The organism is Shewanella sp. A22, assembly GCF_053850585.1.
On sequence record NZ_JBSQBN010000093.1, the window covers coordinates 1 to 18,763 of the forward strand.

13 protein-coding genes and 1 other annotated feature are annotated in these 18,763 nt (G+C 40.1%); of the genes, 7 read left to right on the forward strand and 6 right to left on the reverse strand.

What is annotated here, in order from left to right; translation table 11 throughout:
* The first annotated feature begins 506 nt into the window (after positions 1–506).
* Positions 507–624 (forward strand) — a sequence feature (Thr leader region).
* Between the two features lie 58 nt (positions 625–682).
* The 4 genes from thrA to ACWXWT_RS15155 all read left to right on the forward strand — a co-directional run bounded on the left by thrA (position 683) and on the right by ACWXWT_RS15155 (position 6,163).
* A complete protein-coding gene (gene thrA / locus ACWXWT_RS15140; RefSeq protein WP_456042412.1) occupies positions 683–3,151 on the forward strand; it encodes a bifunctional aspartate kinase/homoserine dehydrogenase I in 2,469 nt (822 codons plus the stop codon).
* Positions 3,148–4,107, forward strand: a complete 960-nt coding sequence (gene thrB, locus ACWXWT_RS15145; protein ID WP_456042413.1) for a homoserine kinase — start codon at positions 3,148–3,150, stop codon at positions 4,105–4,107. Before thrA ends, thrB begins: the two co-directional genes overlap by 4 nt.
* 45 nt (positions 4,108–4,152) lie before the next feature.
* Complete coding sequence (gene thrC, locus ACWXWT_RS15150) at positions 4,153–5,436, forward strand: threonine synthase (RefSeq protein WP_456042414.1); 1,284 nt, start codon at positions 4,153–4,155, stop codon at positions 5,434–5,436.
* Positions 5,437–5,617: 181 nt separating this feature from the next.
* Complete coding sequence (locus tag ACWXWT_RS15155; RefSeq protein ID WP_456042415.1) at positions 5,618–6,163, forward strand: hemerythrin domain-containing protein; 546 nt, start codon at positions 5,618–5,620, stop codon at positions 6,161–6,163.
* 101 nt (positions 6,164–6,264) lie between these two features.
* Here ACWXWT_RS15155 and ACWXWT_RS15160 read toward each other — a convergent pair whose 3' ends face one another.
* The 5 genes from ACWXWT_RS15160 to ACWXWT_RS15180 form a co-directional block, all read right to left on the reverse strand.
* Positions 6,265–6,450 (reverse strand): DUF3545 family protein, encoded by a 186-nt coding sequence (locus tag ACWXWT_RS15160; RefSeq protein ID WP_456042416.1) that lies wholly within the window; start codon positions 6,448–6,450, stop codon positions 6,265–6,267.
* A gap of 212 nt (positions 6,451–6,662) precedes the next feature.
* A complete protein-coding gene (gene pgi, locus ACWXWT_RS15165) occupies positions 6,663–8,300 on the reverse strand; it encodes a glucose-6-phosphate isomerase (protein ID WP_456042417.1) in 1,638 nt (545 codons plus the stop codon).
* 15 nt (positions 8,301–8,315) lie between these two features.
* The gene (gene tal, locus ACWXWT_RS15170) at positions 8,316–9,269 is read right to left on the reverse strand and encodes a transaldolase (RefSeq protein WP_456042418.1); all 954 of its coding nucleotides are present in this window, start codon (positions 9,267–9,269) and stop codon (positions 8,316–8,318) included.
* 296 nt (positions 9,270–9,565) lie between these two features.
* A complete protein-coding gene (locus ACWXWT_RS15175) occupies positions 9,566–10,675 on the reverse strand; it encodes an OmpA family protein (protein WP_456042419.1) in 1,110 nt (369 codons plus the stop codon).
* A gap of 393 nt (positions 10,676–11,068) precedes the next feature.
* The gene (locus ACWXWT_RS15180) at positions 11,069–13,435 is read right to left on the reverse strand and encodes a phosphoketolase family protein (protein WP_456042420.1); all 2,367 of its coding nucleotides are present in this window, start codon (positions 13,433–13,435) and stop codon (positions 11,069–11,071) included.
* A 520-nt stretch (positions 13,436–13,955) separates the two neighbouring features.
* Between ACWXWT_RS15180 and ACWXWT_RS15185 the strand changes: the two genes are divergently transcribed.
* Both ACWXWT_RS15185 and yaaA read left to right on the forward strand, forming a co-directional pair.
* Positions 13,956–15,392 (forward strand): alanine/glycine:cation symporter family protein, encoded by a 1,437-nt coding sequence (locus ACWXWT_RS15185; RefSeq protein ID WP_456042424.1) that lies wholly within the window; start codon positions 13,956–13,958, stop codon positions 15,390–15,392.
* Positions 15,393–15,493: 101 nt separating this feature from the next.
* Positions 15,494–16,270, forward strand: coding sequence for a peroxide stress protein YaaA (gene yaaA, locus ACWXWT_RS15190; RefSeq protein WP_456042421.1), 777 nt, complete (start codon positions 15,494–15,496; stop codon positions 16,268–16,270).
* Between the two features lie 112 nt (positions 16,271–16,382).
* Here the strand turns inward: yaaA and ACWXWT_RS15195 are convergent, their stop codons facing one another.
* Entirely contained in the window at positions 16,383–17,828 is a 1,446-nt protein-coding gene (locus ACWXWT_RS15195; protein WP_456042422.1) for a M20/M25/M40 family metallo-hydrolase, read from the reverse strand.
* Positions 17,829–17,961: 133 nt separating this feature from the next.
* On the opposite strand from ACWXWT_RS15195, the gene ACWXWT_RS15200 reads away from it, so the two are divergent.
* Positions 17,962–18,258, forward strand: a complete 297-nt coding sequence (locus ACWXWT_RS15200; RefSeq protein ID WP_456042423.1) for an ArsR/SmtB family transcription factor — start codon at positions 17,962–17,964, stop codon at positions 18,256–18,258.
* Positions 18,259–18,763: the final 505 nt, after the last annotated feature.

The following is an 18,763-nucleotide window of genomic DNA, read 5'->3' on the forward strand; positions in this document are numbered from 1 at the left end:
CTCAGGTATTCCACTTCTGTGTTACATCGATTTAAAAGGGAACAACCATTTCTACATCAATGTGCCTTGAATTGAAAAACCTGAGAGACTCTGAACTGACCAGATATTTAATGGGATTGGTATAACACTACCCATGAAAATAATTATGGTGTTAACTCTTCATCCAAGGCTATTGACTAGGGATGATTGAATCGCTCAACATTAATACATTTATGTAATTGTATTTAGAGGGTTTATTTTTTTAGGCTTAAAGGTGATGTTGCCGTTAACGTAAGATTATCGTGTTTTTAGTGACTGTGTTAATTTACTTTGAATGTCTTAATGATATAAAAATCAACTTAGCGACTAAAATAATTAGCAAATAAACTGTAATGAGGGGTTGACAACATTGGTCTAAAAAAGCAATTCTGTTAGCCAACGTGGATCAGCTATTTAATCTTATTAAATATTATCGACAGTCAACATTTTATAAAACGAAGAGAATCATCAAATGTTAACCCTCTTGCTCGTTGTAATTACAACCATTACAACCACCACTATTACCATAGTGGGGGCGGGCTGATTACACCCTAAAAGATTTGCAAAAAAAGCCCGCTTCCCACAATAGAAGCGGGCTTTTTTGTTTCTAATTCAAGTTATATTAATTTAATGTCGTTATTAAGATGATGACAGGGAGAAGTAGATGAAAGTAATGAAATTTGGCGGAACCTCGCTGGCGAATTGGTCTCGTTTTTCGATGGCTGCAGATATTATTGCCGATTCATCAGCTGCAGAGTCAATCGCTACGGTACTTTCAGCTCCAGCTACTGTCACCAATGCACTATTAGAAATGGTTGATATTGCTGTTAATCAACAAGATTACCAACCTGTGTTAGACCATATCAATGCGGTTTATACTGGGTTGTTTGCAGATGCTGCGGTATCGCTCATTGCAAACCATCAACACACCTTGTTGGTTGAAAAGTTAGACTCTCAAATGCAGGTTTGGAAAGATAAGCTTTATGGAATTAAGCTATTGGGTGAATGCCCTGATAGTGTGCGCGCTGAAATAGTGGTAACAGGTGAGCGTTTATCTGCAGCATTAATGGAACAAGTGATGCTCGCAAAGAACATTACTTCCGCGCAACTAGACCCCGTCACCTTGTTTTTAGCCCATGGCCAACCGTTAGAGTCGGTAGTCGATATTGCGGTGAGTAAACCTCGTTTTGCATTATTGCCACTTGAACAGCACCGAGTTTGGGTGATGCCAGGTTTTACGGCTGCAGATGCTCTTGGAAAAGTGGTGACCTTAGGTCGCAATGGTTCTGACTATTCTGCAGCGGTTTTAGCGGCTTGTTTAGATGCATCTAGTTGTGAAATCTGGACTGATGTTGATGGTGTTTACAATACCGATCCTCGTGTTGTGGCCGACGCTAAATTGTTGTCACAGTTAAGTTATCAAGAAGCGATGGAGCTATCTTATTTTGGTGCCAAAGTATTGCATCCAAAAACGATTGCACCTATTGCTCAATATCACATTCCTTGCTACATCAAAAACAGTTTTAATCCATCAGCTCCAGGTACGTTGGTCTCTAATGATGATGACCAAACGGGTTTACAAGTGAAGGCTATTTCGAACCTTGACAATCAAACCATGTTCAATGTCTCTGGCCCTGGAATGAAAGGCATGGTCGGTATGGCAAGTCGTACATTGGCTGCTATATCGCGCAGTGGTATTTCTGTTTCTCTTATTACTCAAAGCTCCTCTGAATACAGTATCAGTTTTTGTGTTGCCACCTCTGAGGCGAATAAAGCTAAATGGGCACTAGAACAAGAGTTTGAACTTGAAATAAAAAGCGAACTACTTGAACCGATTGAATTACGTCAAGACTTGTCAATAGTGTCATTGATTGGTGATGGCATGAAAACTCATAAAGGTGTAGCCGCTAAGTTTTTCAGTGCGTTAGCTCAAGCGAGTGTTAATATTGTTGCTATTGCGCAAGGGTCTTCTGAGCGATCAATCTCTACCGTTATTCAACAGAAAAAAACCAAGCATGCCATTGGTGCATGTCATCAAGCATTTTTTGATGTGCAACAGTATCTGGACGTATTTTTAGTCGGCAGTGGTAATGTTGGTGCCGGATTGTTAGATCAAATTAAACAGCAAAGCGCGATGTTAAAAGAGCAACACATTAGTATTCGTGTTTGTGGTATCGCAAACTCTCGTCAAATGCTGCTAAACAGTGACGGTATTGAACTTAACGATTGGCCGGCGCTATTGTCTGAAAATGGGCAAGCATATGATTTAGCAAAACTGCTTGAGTGGGGACAAGATCAGCAATTACTTAACCCTGTACTGGTAGATTGTACTTCAAGCGAGTTAGTTTCAGACCGTTATCTTGATGTGATGAATGCTGGTTTTCATGTTGTGACACCCAATAAAAAGTCGAACACTCGCGATTATGCTTATTATCAAGCATTACGCAAAACGGCATTAACTCAGCGTCGCCAATTTTTATACGAAACGACTGTCGGAGCGGGTTTGCCTGTTATCGACAACCTTAAAAAACTGATGTATGCCGGTGACAAGTTACATAAGTTTAATGGTATTTTATCTGGGTCGTTATCGTATATTTTTGGTATGTTAGATGAAGGCATGAGTTTATCGCAAGCCACTGCAATTGCACGTGAAAAGTGCTTCACAGAGCCTGACCCTCGTGATGACTTAAGCGGTATGGACGTGGCACGTAAGGTGTTAATTTTAGCTCGGGAAGTGGGTCTACCATTGGAGTTAAGCGACATTAATGTGGAGTCGGTATTACCCGTTGGTTTTGATGACTCAGGTGACGTTAATCAGTTTATGGAGAATCTTCCATCATTAGACGCCGCTATTTCATCTCGAGTCGCAGCAGCAAAAGCTGAAGGGAAAGTTTTGCGTTATGTCGGTCAGATTGAAGCTGGGCAATGCCATGTCAGAATTATTGAGGTTGATGCAACCGATCCATTATACAGCGTTAAAGGTGGTGAAAATGCATTGGCATTTTATAGCCGCTATTATCAGCCAATTCCTTTTGTATTAAGAGGTTATGGTGCAGGTACCGATGTCACTGCTGCGGGGGCCTTTGCTGATGTATTAAGGACCTTAAATTGGACTCGTGAGGTTGGGCTATGAATCAAACGTTAGCGGTAAGCCAAGAAATGCTTATAGTGTATGCTCCGGCGTCAATGGGAAATGTGGGTGTTGGTTTTGATTTGTTAGGTGCAGCTTTGGCGCCAATAGACGGTTCATTGTTAGGCGATAAAGTGATGATCAGTGCCGCTGACCGCGGTATTGAATATAGCCAACAGGGGGCGTGGGCGCATAAGTTACCTCTCAATGGCAAAGATAATATTGTTTATCAATGTGCAGAGTTCTTTTTAGATAAATTACAAAGACAAGATGGCATTAAAATTTGCCTTGAAAAAAATCTTCCAGTTGGCAGTGGCTTAGGTTCGAGTGCCAGCTCTGTTGTTGCAGCGTTATATGCATTAAATGAGCATTTTGGACAGCCGTTTGACCAGCAAGCCTTGTTAGGGTTGATGGGGGAATTTGAGGGAAAGATATCGGGTAGTGTGCATTATGACAATGTGGCGCCATGTTATTTAGGTGGGATGCAATTAATGCTCAACTCAAGTAACAAAGCATGTGCCACCATCCCTAGTTTTGACAATTGGTATTGGGTGATAGCTTACCCTGGTATTTCATTATCAACAGCCACAATGCGTGAATTACTGCCTCAACAGTACGATAAATCGGTTGCCATTGACTTTGGTCGCTACTTAAGTGCATTTGTTCATGCTAGTTATCAGCAAGATGCAGAACTCGCGATTGAAATGCTAAAAGATGTATTGGCTGAGCCCTACCGCGCATCGGCGATACCTGGATATACCGATGCCCGTTCTGCGTTAGCTAAATTGGGTATGCTAACGACGGGAATCTCGGGAAGCGGTCCAACACTATTTAGTGTGACAGACAATTTAGCCACAGCCGAAACGGCCAAAAATTGGTTAATGGAACATTATATTTCTGAACAAGGTGGCTTTGCTCATATTTGTAAACTAGATCAACTCGGCACCCGTTGTGTATAGCACTCACTCTTTCGCATTATTTTTGAAATTTAAAAGGCAGTTGTAATGGAATTATATAATTTAAAACACCCGTCGCAGATAGTGAACTTCAGTCAAGCTGTTCAATTGGGATTAGGCAAAGATAGAGGACTATTTTTCCCCAAATCAATTCCAGTATTAGGCGATGTTGATGCATTACTTGCACTTCCTTTTGCGGAGCGGAGTAAAAAAGTACTGGGGGCTTGGTTAGCCGATGAACTAGGCCAAGAAAGTGTCGATAAGCTTGTTGATAAGGCGTTCACCTTTGATGTGCCCTTAGTCAAAGTTGATGATAAACGTGCCTGTTTAGAGCTTTTTCATGGTCCTACATTAGCGTTTAAAGACTTTGGGGCTCGCTTTATGGCGCAATGCGTCAATTTACTTGCTGGCGATAAAAAACTGACTATTTTAACCGCAACATCTGGTGATACAGGTGCTGCTGTAGCAGATGCATTTTATGGTTTAGATAACGTTAATGTGATGGTGCTATATCCAAAAGGTAAAATAAGTGAACTCCAAGAAAAAATGTTTACGACCTTGGGGAAGAATATTCATACCGTGGCGGTAACATCTGATTTTGATGCTTGTCAGCATCTTGTAAAACAAGCTTTTGATAATAGCGATGTGCGTGATGGTTTAGCGCTAAATTCAGCTAATTCAATTAATATAAGCCGTTTGCTGGCACAGATATGCTATTACTTTGAAGCGGTTGCACAAGCAAAACTCGCTGGACATGATGACATTGTAGTGTCTGTGCCCAGTGGTAACTTTGGTAACTTAACTGCAGGTTTATTTGCTAAAGCGATGGGGTTACCAATCAAAAGATTTATTGCAGCAACCAATAGTAATGATACCGTACCGCGTTATCTCACTGATGGAGAGTGGCAACCGCATAAAACGGTGGCAACCATGTCCAATGCTATGGATGTGTCAGAGCCAAGCAATTGGCCTCGTGTTGAAGCTATTTGTGCTCAAATGGGCTGGCCACTTTCGTTAGTGACGGGCGTGGCGTTGTCTGAATCAGATACAGGAGCCGCTTTAGCACAGCTTTATCAAGTTGGTTATCAGTCAGAGCCCCATGCTGCGATTGCTGCCCACGCATTGACTCTTGGACTCACTGGTAGCGAAACGGGGGTATTTCTTGGTACTGCGCACCCTGCTAAGTTTAAAGATGTGGTAGACCGTGAGTTAGCAATTAGCTTGCCGCTGCCTCCAGAATTGGAGGTGGTTGCACATAAATTGATTTTATCAGCAGAATTAGCCGCTGATTTTGAACAGCTTAAAGCTCATATGTTTATGGTTTTAAAATAAGTACTTAGCTCTAAATATTAGCACCTAATATTAGCGATTTTGGTATTAGGTGTTTTTTATATTCCAATATTATGATCTTGGTCATACCTCATTATGCTTATCCCAGTGTAGATTAGTAAAAGAGCTATTTTTGGCTATTATTTATACATTAGTGTCTGGTAAAAAATGACGGGAGAAGGTTATGTTGCAACGTTTAATGCGCGATCATAAACATATTGCCATTTTGTTGAATATTCTTTCAAATAAATTGACTCGATTGTCTGAAGGGAACGGAGTTAATTTTAATCTTGTCAGAGATATTGTTGAGTACATGCAAAATTATGCAGAGCATAGTCATCATCCATTAGAAGATACCATTTTTGATTACTATAGTAATAAAATGGGTCTGGCTAATTGTGGCCAATTATTCAATGAGCATCATCGTTTAGCAGAAGCATCCGGTGCACTAGTATATAGCTTGAATATGATTTTATCGGATGTGGTTATTTCTCGCGAGAAGCTAATAAACGATTTACATGAATATATTCAGCTACAACAATTGCATATGCAGTATGAAGAGCGGGAGGTTTTCCCCCTGTTTGAAAGTACTTTAGATGAGAATGATTGGAAAAAAGTGTCAGTGTTATGTCAAAAGCGTTTAATTGAAGATCCGCTATTTAATGATAACGATAAATCGATGTTTGAAGAGTTGCGTGCCTATATAGAAAAAGTTGATAAGTCTGTTTAGCCAATGCACTTGTTGAGTGCAAAATGTTACTCACAACAAAAAGAGCGCTAAATGCGCTCTTTTTCTCTGAAACTCACTGCAATTAATGTTTGCTAAGTTTATTACAGAACTAATGTACTCATGTCAAAATCGAATGAATCATCGATATCTTGTAGTTCCTTGAGTAAACGCTGCTTGTCCTTAATGGCTTCAATTTCACGCCATTTGCGTTTTTTTGAAGAGCTTTTTGAGCGGCTTGGTCTTTCAACAACTTCGTCTAGCGCACCACCATAGTCTAATCGATCCATGGTAACCTCCCTTGTTATTATGATGTCTCTGCACAAATAAGTATCATATTTCAACTATAGGGTGCAACACTTGTGTTTCATTTGTGTTACTAAATAATCACGGAACGATGAATTATATTGGTATTAAAGGCGATTTTTTGCTGTGCATGTTGAAAAAAACACCCTTAACAGAGCTAAGGGTGTTTGGTTGAACAATACTGTAAGGGGAGTTGTTATAGACGTCCCTGACGATACAAATTGATTAATGCATTACTTGATGAGTCTAATTGTGTGGCTTCGTCTTTTGCACCAATACGTTCTAATACATCATTGCCTAACTGCTTACCTAGCTCAACGCCCCATTGATCAAATGAGTTTATTTGCCAAATCGCACCCTGAACAAAAGTTCTGTGCTCATATAGCGCCACTAACGCACCTAATGTTGTTGGCGTTAACTTGTCCATTAATAAGGTGTTGCTAGGCTTATTACCTGGCATGACCTTATGCTTAGCGATAAGGTATTTTTCTTGTTCATCCAGATTGCTGTTGCCTAACTCTGCCAGTGCTTCATCATAAGTTCGGCCTTGCATTAATGCTTGGGTTTGCCCAAAGCAGTTTGATGCAAGTTGATCATGGTGTTTACCGAGCGGGTTATGGCTTTGCAATGGCATGATAAAGTCAGCAGGAATTAACGCAGTACCTTGATGAAGTAGCTGGTGGTATGCATGTTGACCATTAGTGCCTTCACCGCCCCAAATGACTGGGCCAGTACTGTAATCGATATCGGTGCCATCAAGTGTCACTGATTTCCCATTACTTTCCATGTCAAGTTGTTGGAAATAAGCGGGTAATCCACGAAGGTAATGGTCGTAAGTTAAAATGACATGGGATTGTGCACCATGAAAATTACCATATAACACCGATAGCATCGCCATTATCACTGGCATGTTTTGCTCTAATGGCGCATTTAAAAAATGCTGATCCATTTGATGAGCGCCATCAAGCAAGGCGTTAAAGTTATCCATACCTACTAATAGTGCGATAGGCAAACCAATGGCCGACCATAATGAGTAACGTCCACCAACCCAATCCCACATCGGAAAAATGTTGTTAGCGTCCATACCAAACTCTGTTGCCTTGGTAACATTTGAAGTCACTGCAACAAAGTGTTTAGCCACATCTTGTTGGCTTGCTCCTTGTCCTAAAAACCACTCTTTAGCGCTAAGGGTATTTGTTAATGTTTCTTGGGTACTGAATGATTTTGACGACATTACAAATAATGTGGTTTCTGCATTGAGGTTTTTCAATTTCTCACAAATGGAGGTTGCATCAACGTTGGCAACAAAATGACAATTAAGTCCTTTTTGCCAATATGGCCTCAGTGCCTGTGAAACAATTTTTGGTCCAAGAAATGAGCCTCCAATGCCAATACTCACAATATCTGTGATCGCTTTACCGGTATAGCCTTTCCACTCGCCAGATTGAACAGCATTAACAAATTTAGCCATTTTAGCTAATGTTTGTTGTACTTCAGGAACAATATTCACTCCTTCTGTAACAATTTTCTGTGCTGCTTTACTGCGTAATGCAGTATGAAGTACCGAACGGTGTTCAGTGGTGTTAATCATATCACCATTAAACATTGCGGTAATTTTGTCACTCAGCTTTGCTTCTCTAGCCAAAGAAAATAACAACTTAAGTGTTTCATCGTTCACGCGGTTCTTAGAGTAATCTAAAAAAAGACCACAAGCTGCAACACTCATTTGCTTAAAACGTTGTGGGTTTTTGGCAAATAATTCTCGCATATGAGGTAGTTGACTTGAATGAGTGTGAATCGCCTTCCAAGTCATGCTTTGAGTCAGTGTCGTCACGAGTAAAGCCTCCAACTAGCTTAATTTTGCAGTTAACATCACTTCTAATTTGCCTTGGTCAATGGCAAAATTACGGATCCCTTCAGCTAATTTATCAACTGCCATTGGATCTTCGTTAAACGCCCAGCGGAATTGCGATTCTGTTAGCGCAGTGGGAGCGGTAGTTGTTGATGTGGTTGGAATCAGTTTTTGACTGATTTCTAGCTCTGTATTGGCTAATTCTTCTAATAATGCTGGGCCGATAGTTAGGCGATCGCAACCTGCCAGTTCGATAATTTCACCAATATTTCTGAAACTTGCACCCATTACAACGGTGTTGTATCCATGTTGCTTATAGTAATTGTAAATTTCAGTTACAGAAACTACACCTGGATCGGTCTGTGCTGTGTAATCTTGACCTGTATCTTTTTTATACCAATCTAAAATGCGACCAACAAATGGTGAAATAAGATATACGCCAGCTTCTGCACAGGCTCTGGCTTGAGCAAAACTAAACAGTAATGTGAGGTTGCAATTGATTCCATCTTTTTCTAGTTCTTTGGCAGCACAAATGCCTTCCCAAGTTGAAGCTAATTTAATCAAAATACGTGACTTATCAATGCCAGCTTCTTGGTATAACTTAATGAGCTTGTGCGCTTTATCAATTGAGCGTTGCTTATCAAATGATAATCGGGCGTCGACTTCTGTAGAGATCCGGCCAGGCACTAATTTTAAAATTTCTACACCAATATTTACTGCAAGTTTATCACCAGCATCTTCAATTTGTTGCTCAAGACTTTGACTTTGAGTTTTGGCCCATTCAATTGCATTTTCTATAAGAAAAGCGTATTCCGGGATTTGTGAGGCTTTTAGAATGAGTGATGGGTTGGTTGTTGCATCTTCAGGCTGGTAACGCTTAATCGCCTCTATGTCGCCGGTATCAGCAACGATGGTAGTGAATGATTTGAGTTGCGCGAGTATATTGGCCATGGAAATTTCCTCTCGGTAAGCAATGAATATAGATCAATGCCTTTATTAGAAGCGATTTTAGGGATTATTCCAACTTTATTTGTAAAAAAATTACGAAATCACCCGTTATTTTTGCTTGTTTAACATCATTATTGTTGCTAAATAGACAAAGTGGGTAAACTAAATTGTAGGATACTTGCAATTCTATTACTGCAACGTCAGTGTGAGTCGCTATTGTACTCAGTTTAGTCTGTTCTGAAAATAAAAAAGCCGCTGACAAGCAGCGACTTTTAAAATGGAGCATATTATTGTGACAATTAACGCATTACAGGACGTTTTTCTGTACCGGTAACAACCGCTTCAATGCGACGGTTAACACGGTTAGCTTCAGCTGAGCTACCTTGTATAACCGGCTTAGTTACACCATAACCAACAGAACTGATACGGCTAGTGCTAATGCCATACTTTTTGTTAAGTGAGATTGCAACGGCTACTGCACGACGCTCAGAAAGCTTCATGTTGTATTCAGCTTTACCTACGTTAGACGCGTGGCCTTCGATAGAGACTGTGTGCTGAGGATGTTTATTTAAGAAATCTGCTAATTTTTCAATATCTGCAAATGAACCAGTACGGATTTCAGCAGAATTGTTAGCAAATAAAATGCCACCTAAGTCATGCTTTGTTGTGATGTTTTCATAAACAGTACAACCATTAGCGTCAACTTTGTGAGTCATAGGTGTATTTGGACATTTGTCTAAATTATCTGTCACGCCATCTTTATCTGCATCGCCAGGTGCTACTGCAACGATTGGTGCAGCGACAACAGGTGCTGGAGTGCTAGTACCAAAGCGGTAACTTAGCTCAAGACCCCAATAGTTGCTTTCCATTGATAAAGTATTCCACTTTTCTTCGTCGAGATTTTCGTAGCGACGGTATTTAGCTTGCAACTTTAGGTTATCAGTAAAGTTATAGCCAACACCTGCACCAATATATGGTGCAATACCGCTGTCACTGTAATATTCAGTGTTATATTCTTTCTTGTTAGAAACAAGGTAGTTAAATGCACCTGCTTCTGCAGACAAACTCCACTTATCAGCAAGTGGATAAAAACCAACCAAACCTAATGTGACACCTTTTGTGCCAACATCATTACGTTTGTTTGAATAGTCAGTCCATTCAGCACGGCCAAGGTCGCGATAACCTAATTCAATACCGAAATAATCGTTAAATAAGTAACCACCAAATACATCCCAAGCATATGGGTCATCTTCACCACATACTTTCATGGTTTTTTGGTCGCAACTTGGTTCATAGTTATTAACGCCTAAACCACCACCAACGTACCAAGGTGTTAATTCTTGTGCAGCTGATGCAGCGAAAGGCAACATAGAGGTGAGTAATACTACTTTTAATGTGTTCTTCATCATATATTAGTCCATTGTTATTTTACTCCACCAAACATGCATGTAACGGAGTTGTTATGATCATGCATTACTGACACTTAATGTGGTGTTTCTTTGTATTTTAGCCAGCGGCGCAATTATGGGCGCTAATTTGATGTTTTTCCATAGTAAAAAGGATTAATTTTTGGTAATGGTCAATAGAATATTATGGTGACAGAAGTGATGATTTTTAAATAATTGCAATTAAAACATGTGCTTAATGTTTATGTTTTAATTTGTTGTTGATTGAAAGTTAATTGTTAACGTTATATTTGTTGTTAATAAATTAGTGCAAAGTGATTTTAATATGTTTTTTTTAGCTTATTAAAACAAAAATACGCCTAAAAGGCGTATTTTTGTTGACTGCAAAGGCTCAGATTAACGAGTCCATACCCAGTTTTCGATTTCGACTGGATCTACACCGTTTGCTTTAATGTAGTTTTTATGGTCAACCAAGCGTTGTAACATATCTGTAGTGATAGCAACATGCTGAGTCTCATCAATCACACCTTGTTGGAACAACTTGTATGCCATGTCGATAACTAAATGGTAGCGAGAAGTCCCATTACGTACGCCCATGTCAAATGGTGTCGTAGTTGAACCTTCTTCTTCATAACCTTTAATACGGAAACGACGGTTACCTTTATAATCAAATACTAGCTTTTTGATGGTGTTTGGGTAGCCATGATAGTTGAATACCACGCCTTTATCTTCAGTGAAGACTTCATCCATCATCCAAGGCTTGCTTTGGAACTTAAGACTACCTAAACCGCTGCTATGCAGTTCTGATACGCTCACAAAGCGAATACGTACTCTTGGTAATATCTCGCGGATCAATACCAACGATGCCATACATTCTTGTGTTGCGTAGTCGCCACAACCTGCAAGAACTACATCTGGGTTTTCGTCAGAAGCGAAATCCCATACCATTACACCATCTTTAGTTTGTTTACGAGCTTCATCTAATGATAACCATTGTGGTAATGACTTCTTACCAGCAACGATGATGTTAAGTTTATCACGGTCTGCGTAGGCACGTTCTGTGTAAACCAAGGTGCTGTTAGCATCTGCAGGTAAGTAAGCAGAAATAATGTCTGGATGTTTTTCTAACATCGCACCCAAGAAAGATGGATTCTGGTGAGAGTAACCGTTGTGATCTTGACGTTCTAATAGTGAAGACAATACTACGTTACATGCAGGGATAGGCTTGCGGAAGTGGATGCCTTGGCTTGCATGGACATATTTGCAGTATTGGTCCGCCATTGATGATACTACTTGTGAGAAAGACTCATAAGTTGGGAACATACCATGACGGCCTGTTACAGTGTAGCCGTGTAACATACCAAATAATAAGTTTTCAGATAACAATTCAATTACGCGGCCATCGCGAGACATATCTTGATCCCAGCTTTCAATTGGCCATTGCCATGCGCGATCCGTTTCTTCAAACACAGCTTGTAATTGGTTAGAGTAGGTTTCGTCTGGGCTGAAAATACGCAGGTTACGCTGATCGCGGTTTAGTTTGAATGCATCACGCATCCACTCACCCATTTTCAACATTGAGAATCCACGTTGGCCACGAGGCGTTTCTGAGCCATAACCCAGTTTACTTAGGTCTGGATTTGCTAAAGCACGAACAACTTCACCACCGTAACTTAAGCGCTGGCGGCCACAACATAAATCTTTCGGAGGCATTAATGATAAAATGTCTTTATCAAATACAAGTTCACCGCTTTCAGTTGTTTGCACTAACTCATCAAACTTATAGCTAGCTAACCATTTATCAAGTGCTTCAAGGTGACCTTTATCTTTAGCACAGTTATTAACAATAACTTGGTGAGATTCGCAGTTACCTTCAAGTTTTTTACCATCATATTCAGCTGTACCAGTCCAACCTTTTGCGGTTCTCATTAGAATAACTGGCCAGCGTGGCTTGACAACATCTTCGCCAGAGCGAGCACGACGTTGAATATCGTTGATCATCTCATATGACAAATCCATCGCAGCGGTCATTTGTTCAAAAATATCGGTATCCATTTCATCATCAACGATGATTGGATGATAACCAAGACCACGGAATTCAAGATCGAGTTCTTCATGACTCATACGACCCATACGAGTCGGTCCTGAAATTTTGTAACCGTTAATATGTACAATTGGCAGTACAGCACCGTTTTTATCTGGTGAGACTAAACGGTTAGCATACCAAGAAGCTGCTAATGGACCTGTTTCTGCTTCACCGTCACCTATTAAGCAGGCTGCGATAAGGTTTGGATTGTCTAATACAGACCCCCAAGCGACTGAAAGTGAATAGCCAAGCTCACCACCTTCTAAAATTTGACCTGGCGCTTCTGGGTTAGCATGTGATGGATAACCGTAAGCTGCTGAGAATTTTTTACAGATATCTTCGATACCCGTTTCCGTATAAGGTATGGTGTCTGGATAAAAATGGCTTAATGAACCTTCAACAAATAAGTTAGCTTGCACTGCTGGGAAGCCATGGCCTGGGCCGACAAGGTAAATGAATTCACGCTTATGTTTAACAATAAGACGGTTAACGTTTGCGTAAACAAAGTTGATACCAGGACAGGTTCCCCAGTGACCAAGTAAACGAGGTTTGATATCAGTATGTTGCAAAGGACGCTTATAAAGCACGTTCTGCTTTAGGTAAATTTGCGATGTTGCTAAGAAGTTAGTCGCTCTTACGTATTTTTTTAGCGCTGTGATTTCATTTGAGTTAGTCATTGTGACCTCGATTAAAAGTGAAAATATTTAATTAACTTTCTTTGAGAACACTGTATCTGTAATTTTATTACAATAATGTGGCCTTTATCTAATTTCTGACGAATTGCATTTCGTTGAGATCGCACTTATTGTCGATTTGTCGGTAATTGCTTGAAATTTAATAACGATTTTCAATACTTTCTAACATAGAGCATTAACAATAGAAGTGATAAAGTGTGATCAAGATCGCTTGTTGTTTTTGTGTTTTGTATGTTTGTGTCAAAGTTTCATTTATTCGGCCGATGTTTATGCTGAGTAGTTTGGCTTTATTGTTCAAAGTCCTTGGTAATCAATAGCTATTAATTCATGATAATTACCTTTTATAATGGTGTTCTTAATTAAACACTTTATTGATATTACCTTTTACACATAACAGCTTGCACATGGAATGCTTGGTCTGTTCTTTATGTGATTTATATTCAGTGCAATCGCCTGAGACAAAAAAATAACCTTATAACCGGGAAGATTAGACAATATGGCAATGTTAGAAACGATTATTAATTTCATGAATAGCCTGCTTTGGGGCAAATTATTAGTTTATGGGCTGGTTGGTGCGGGGTTATTTTTTACTGTGCGTCTTAGTTTTATTCAAGTCACTCATTTTGTTCATGGTATTAAAGTATTGGCTATTAGCCGTCGTCCGGGTAAGCATGGTTTGTCATCATTTCAAGTTTTTTGTACCAGCATGGCTGCACGTGTAGGTGCGGGTAACATGGCTGGTGTGGCCGTGGCTATTGGTACCGCAGGACCTGGAGCCGTTTTTTGGATGTGGGCAATCGCGGTTCTTGGGATGGCCACGGCAATGATTGAGTCGACGCTTGCCCAAGTCTATAAGGTTAAGGATGGCGATGGCCAGTACCGTGGTGGACCGGCTTATTATATGGAAAAAGGTCTAGGTCAACGCTGGATGGGAGTACTGTTCTCATTATTTTTAATCCTAGCATTTGGTTTGGTGTTTAATGCGGTGCAAGCAAACACCATTACCGGTGCAATGACTCAAGTATTTGGCTTTGAGCCCGTATATGTTGGCATTGGTATTGTGATTTGCAGTGCGTTTGTGATTGTGGGCGGATTAAAAAAAGTAGCTAAAGCTTCAGAGCTCATTGTGCCAGTGATGGCCGTTGCTTACATTGCCATCGCATTTGTTGTAGTGGGTATGAATATTGAAAAGTTACCCGACATATTTATGCTAGTGATAAATAGTGCTTTTGGTTGGCAAGAAGCCGCTGCTGGTGGTGTCGCGTATAGTGTGGCTCAAGCAATGCAAGCTGGTATTGCCAGAGGGTTATTCTCGAATGAAGCCGGCATGGGCAGTGCGGCAAATGTTGCGGCCAGTGCATCTCCAAATCCTAACCATCCTGCATCGCAAGGTTTTGTGCAAATGATGGGCGTATTTGTTGATACAATTGTTATTTGTACTGCTACAGCGGCGATTATTTTATTATCTGGCGATGCGGCATCGAGTTCAGATGGTATTGCTAAAACAATCAGCGCATTAACGAGTCATGTGGGGGACTGGGGGGGAGCATTCATTGCTTTTGCCATTTTACTTTTTTGTTTTACCTCTATCATTGCCAATTATTCTTATGCCGAAACTAATGTGATGTTTTTATCTGGCAACAGTAAGAAGGCGCTGCCATTATTTCGTGTAGTTGTTTTAGGTATGGTAATGTTTGGCTCTTTAGCGAAAATCAGTTTAGTTTGGGATTTAGCTGATGTGTCAATGGGATTAATGGCCATAGTTAATATTGTGGCATTGGTGTTGTTATCGGGTCTAGCAATTAGAGTGATTAACGATTACCGAGAACAAATTGATGCTGGAATTGATCCGGTATTTGATACCAACAAGTTTCCTGAACTAGCAGACCAATTAGAAGAAAAAATTTGGCCTAATTCTGCAGACCCAGTTAAAAAATAATCTTTATCTATTAAGGTAATCGAAAAAACCATGCCATTACAGCATGGTTTTTTTATATCAGTTCAGTATTATGCAAGTATGATTTTATCTGGAGCAAGCATATGTTGGTTTTAGTTTCACCTGCGAAAACATTGGATTTTGAGAATCCTCCCATAACCAATCACTTTACTCAGCCGCCTTTGTTAAAATACAGCCAAGCTTTGATTGATGTTTGTCGAGAATTAACGCCTATGGACATTGCGAGTTTAATGAAGGTGAGTGATAAGATTGCGGGACTAAATGCCGCCCGTTTTGCTGACTGGCAACCACCGTTTACCCTTGATAATGCCAAACAAGCTATTTTCGCATTTAGAGGTGATGTTTACACCGGATTTGATGCTGATAATTTGTCTGAGTCACAAATGCTTTCTAGTCAACAGCACCTGCGTATTTTGTCAGGTCTTTATGGTTTGCTCAAACCTCTGGATTTAATTCAACCTTATCGTTTAGAAATGGGCACTAAATTAAGTAACCCAAAAGGCAGTAATTTGTATGCGTTTTGGGGGGACACCATTACTGATGAAGTGAATTTGGCGTTAAAAGAGCAGGGCGATGATATTATTGTTAATTTAGCGTCGAATGAATATTTTAAGTCGGTTAAGGTAAAACAGCTTAAAGGGCAGTTAATTACCCCTGTTTTTAAAGATTATAAAAATGGTCAATTTAAGGTTATCAGTTTTTATGCCAAAAAAGCCCGCGGGTTAATGGCGCGTTATATTATTGATACTAAACCGACTAGCGTTGCACAAATAACTCGATTTGATCTTGAAGGCTATTATTACAGCGAAGCGCAATCGACAGCAACAGAGCCTGTATTTTTACGTGACGAACAAAAATAGCTTAATTTCAGTCTTTACGATAAGAATAATCAGTTTTTTCTGACCAATAAAAAAGCCCTTAAATAAGGGCTTTTTTAGTTTTTAAGTTAGAAATTAAATGAGTTAACACTGGTTAGTGTTGATCTTTTTTCTTAGTGACAGGCCTTAACTCAATTTCAGATTGCGCCATCATATAAGCAAATTGAACATAAGCCGCTGCACTTTGTGCCAATTTTTTAGGATCAATTTTATCCAATGTATCGTTTGGCGTATGGTGATAATCAAAGTAATCAGTACCATCTTGGTTTAACGATGCTACTGGTACGCCTAAAGCCGGTAATATTGATACGTCAGGGCCGCCTGAGGCTTGATTGTTGCCTAATTCAACCCCGTTCAGTGACATTGCTGAGTGTTGTTGTTTTACTTGCTCAAATGTGGCTGGATTAACGTTAAAATCAATTCTATAAACAGGGCCTGCGCCAAAATCGGATTCTGCAGCAATATAATGTTTATCTAACTCATCGGCATGTTGTGCTGCATAGGCTTTACCTCCGACCAAACCAACTTCTTCTGCTGCGTATAGTACAACACGAATGGTTCGAGCTGGTTTTTGTGGTAAGTCTTGTATCAGTTTGGCTGCAGTAGTCACAATCGCGACTCCGGCACCATCATCAATCGCACCGGTACCTTCATCCCATGAATCAAGATGAGCACCAATAAGAACGATTTCGTCTGGTTTGCTGCTACCTGTTACTTCGGCTATCACATTATAAGAGGTGGCAATGCCAAGATTTTCTGATGTCATATTTAATGATAACGTGATGTTAGGATCGCGTTTTAGCATAGCATTAATTAAATCTGCATCGGGATTCGACATTGCTGCGGCAGGAATTTTAGGGGTGCCTTCTTCGTAGCGCATCATGCCGGTATGAGCCATTCTGTCGTGATCGGTACCGATGGAACGGATTACGATTGCCACGGCGCCTTTTTTTGCCGCCACAATAGCACCTCTAGAACGGCCACCAACAGCTGCGCCATAACCTTTACCAGTTATATGGCGTTCTGTTTTATGGTCGATAAATACAATCTTGCCTTCTATGCGTCCAGGTGATGCATTAGACAGTTCTTCTAAACTGTCAAAACGTACAATAGAGGCTTGTATACCATTAACAGGGGTCGCAACACTGCCACCTAATGCTGTAACGACTAATGGTTGTTCATATGGAGACACAATACTTGCATGGGCGTAACCTCTTGACCAAGCAGGGACTTGCACTGACTCTTTATATACTCTATCAAATCCGAGTAGCCATAGTTTTTCCATTGCCCAATCAACAGCGGTAATGTCTTTATCTGTACCTGCTAATCGAGGACCGACTTCCACAGTAAGCGACTCAACAATGTCAAAACTTAAACTGGTTGATAAAGCTTGTTTGGCTAATTGCTGGCTAATTTGGGCATCATTTGAATTATTGATCGCTAAACTGGCGGTATTGGATTGAGTGGATGTGGTTGTTTGGCAACCAGTGAGAACGGCAAATACCGCACCAAGCAGCGTTGCTCTTTGATAGTGTTTCATGAGTTTCCTTTGATTTTTTTAGCTAAGTCTCATTTTTTACAACAATCTACCAAAAAGTGTGCTTCATGTCCCGACTCTATTTGTAAGGGAACGCTATATTAGAGCGGGGTTAGATGAGGAGAAAGAGCGCGTGATGAATATAGAAAAAATGCAACAGCAAGCAGATCATGCGGTCGTGTTGCTAAAAGCATTAGCTAATGAACGTAGACTGTTTATTTTGTGTCACCTACTTAATGAAGGTGAAATGTGTGTAGGCGAAATGAATAAGAAATTGGGCTTAAGTCAGTCGGCTTTATCTCAACATTTGGCTTGGCTTCGTAAAGACAATTTAGTCTGTACTAGGAAAGAAGCTCAAACTGTTTTCTATTCATTAAAAAGTGACGAGGTAAAAGAGTTAATTCAAGTACTAAATAATATGTATTGCTACTAATAACTCAGCTTAATAAACGTCTTAACTGATTCATCTTAACTCAAGGTGCCTTAAGTTAAGGCGTTTAGTTCTTTTTGTTATTATCACTTCTGCTGGTCCTGTTCACTTATTGAACCCTGCGTGTCACCACACCAACTACAGCCTCAAATCTGAGCACATTAATAATATGGCTTGTTACATTAGCTGTCATTTTATTTGTACTTAGTGCTACAGAGCAACCAGAAATCGCTCATGCTCTAAATGGCTAAAAACCTTACCAGAAATGACTTCAAAGACGAATTCAACGCCGACTAATACCAATCCTATTAAATATGTGATCTTTCAGCGGGAGTTCAAAGTGCTGTAGGCAAGGCAGATGATTGAAGCGAATAGTGATTCTATTTTGAAAGCATCTAACGAAGCATAAAGGACTTTGAACCCCGCCAGAATGGAGTCTCTCAGGTATTCCACTTCTGTGTTACATCGATTTAAAAGGGAACAACCATTTCTACATCAATGTGCCTTG

Excerpts from the sequence above, each read along its gene's own strand:
- thrA (WP_456042412.1), top strand. The coding sequence starts at position 683 with ATGAAAGTAATGAAATTTGGCGGAACCTCGCTGGCGAATTGGTCTCGT.
- thrB (WP_456042413.1), top strand. The coding sequence starts at position 3,148 with ATGAATCAAACGTTAGCGGTAAGCCAAGAAATGCTTATAGTGTATGCT.
- thrC (WP_456042414.1), top strand. The coding sequence starts at position 4,153 with ATGGAATTATATAATTTAAAACACCCGTCGCAGATAGTGAACTTCAGT.
- ACWXWT_RS15155 (WP_456042415.1), top strand. The coding sequence starts at position 5,618 with ATGTTGCAACGTTTAATGCGCGATCATAAACATATTGCCATTTTGTTG.
- ACWXWT_RS15160 (WP_456042416.1), bottom strand. The coding sequence starts at position 6,450 with ATGGATCGATTAGACTATGGTGGTGCGCTAGACGAAGTTGTTGAAAGA.
- tal (WP_456042418.1), bottom strand. The coding sequence starts at position 9,269 with ATGGCCAATATACTCGCGCAACTCAAATCATTCACTACCATCGTTGCT.
- ACWXWT_RS15175 (WP_456042419.1), bottom strand. The coding sequence starts at position 10,675 with ATGATGAAGAACACATTAAAAGTAGTATTACTCACCTCTATGTTGCCT.
- ACWXWT_RS15180 (WP_456042420.1), bottom strand. The coding sequence starts at position 13,435 with ATGACTAACTCAAATGAAATCACAGCGCTAAAAAAATACGTAAGAGCG.
- ACWXWT_RS15185 (WP_456042424.1), top strand. The coding sequence starts at position 13,956 with ATGTTAGAAACGATTATTAATTTCATGAATAGCCTGCTTTGGGGCAAA.
- yaaA (WP_456042421.1), top strand. The coding sequence starts at position 15,494 with ATGTTGGTTTTAGTTTCACCTGCGAAAACATTGGATTTTGAGAATCCT.
- ACWXWT_RS15195 (WP_456042422.1), bottom strand. The coding sequence starts at position 17,828 with ATGAAACACTATCAAAGAGCAACGCTGCTTGGTGCGGTATTTGCCGTT.
- ACWXWT_RS15200 (WP_456042423.1), top strand. The coding sequence starts at position 17,962 with ATGAATATAGAAAAAATGCAACAGCAAGCAGATCATGCGGTCGTGTTG.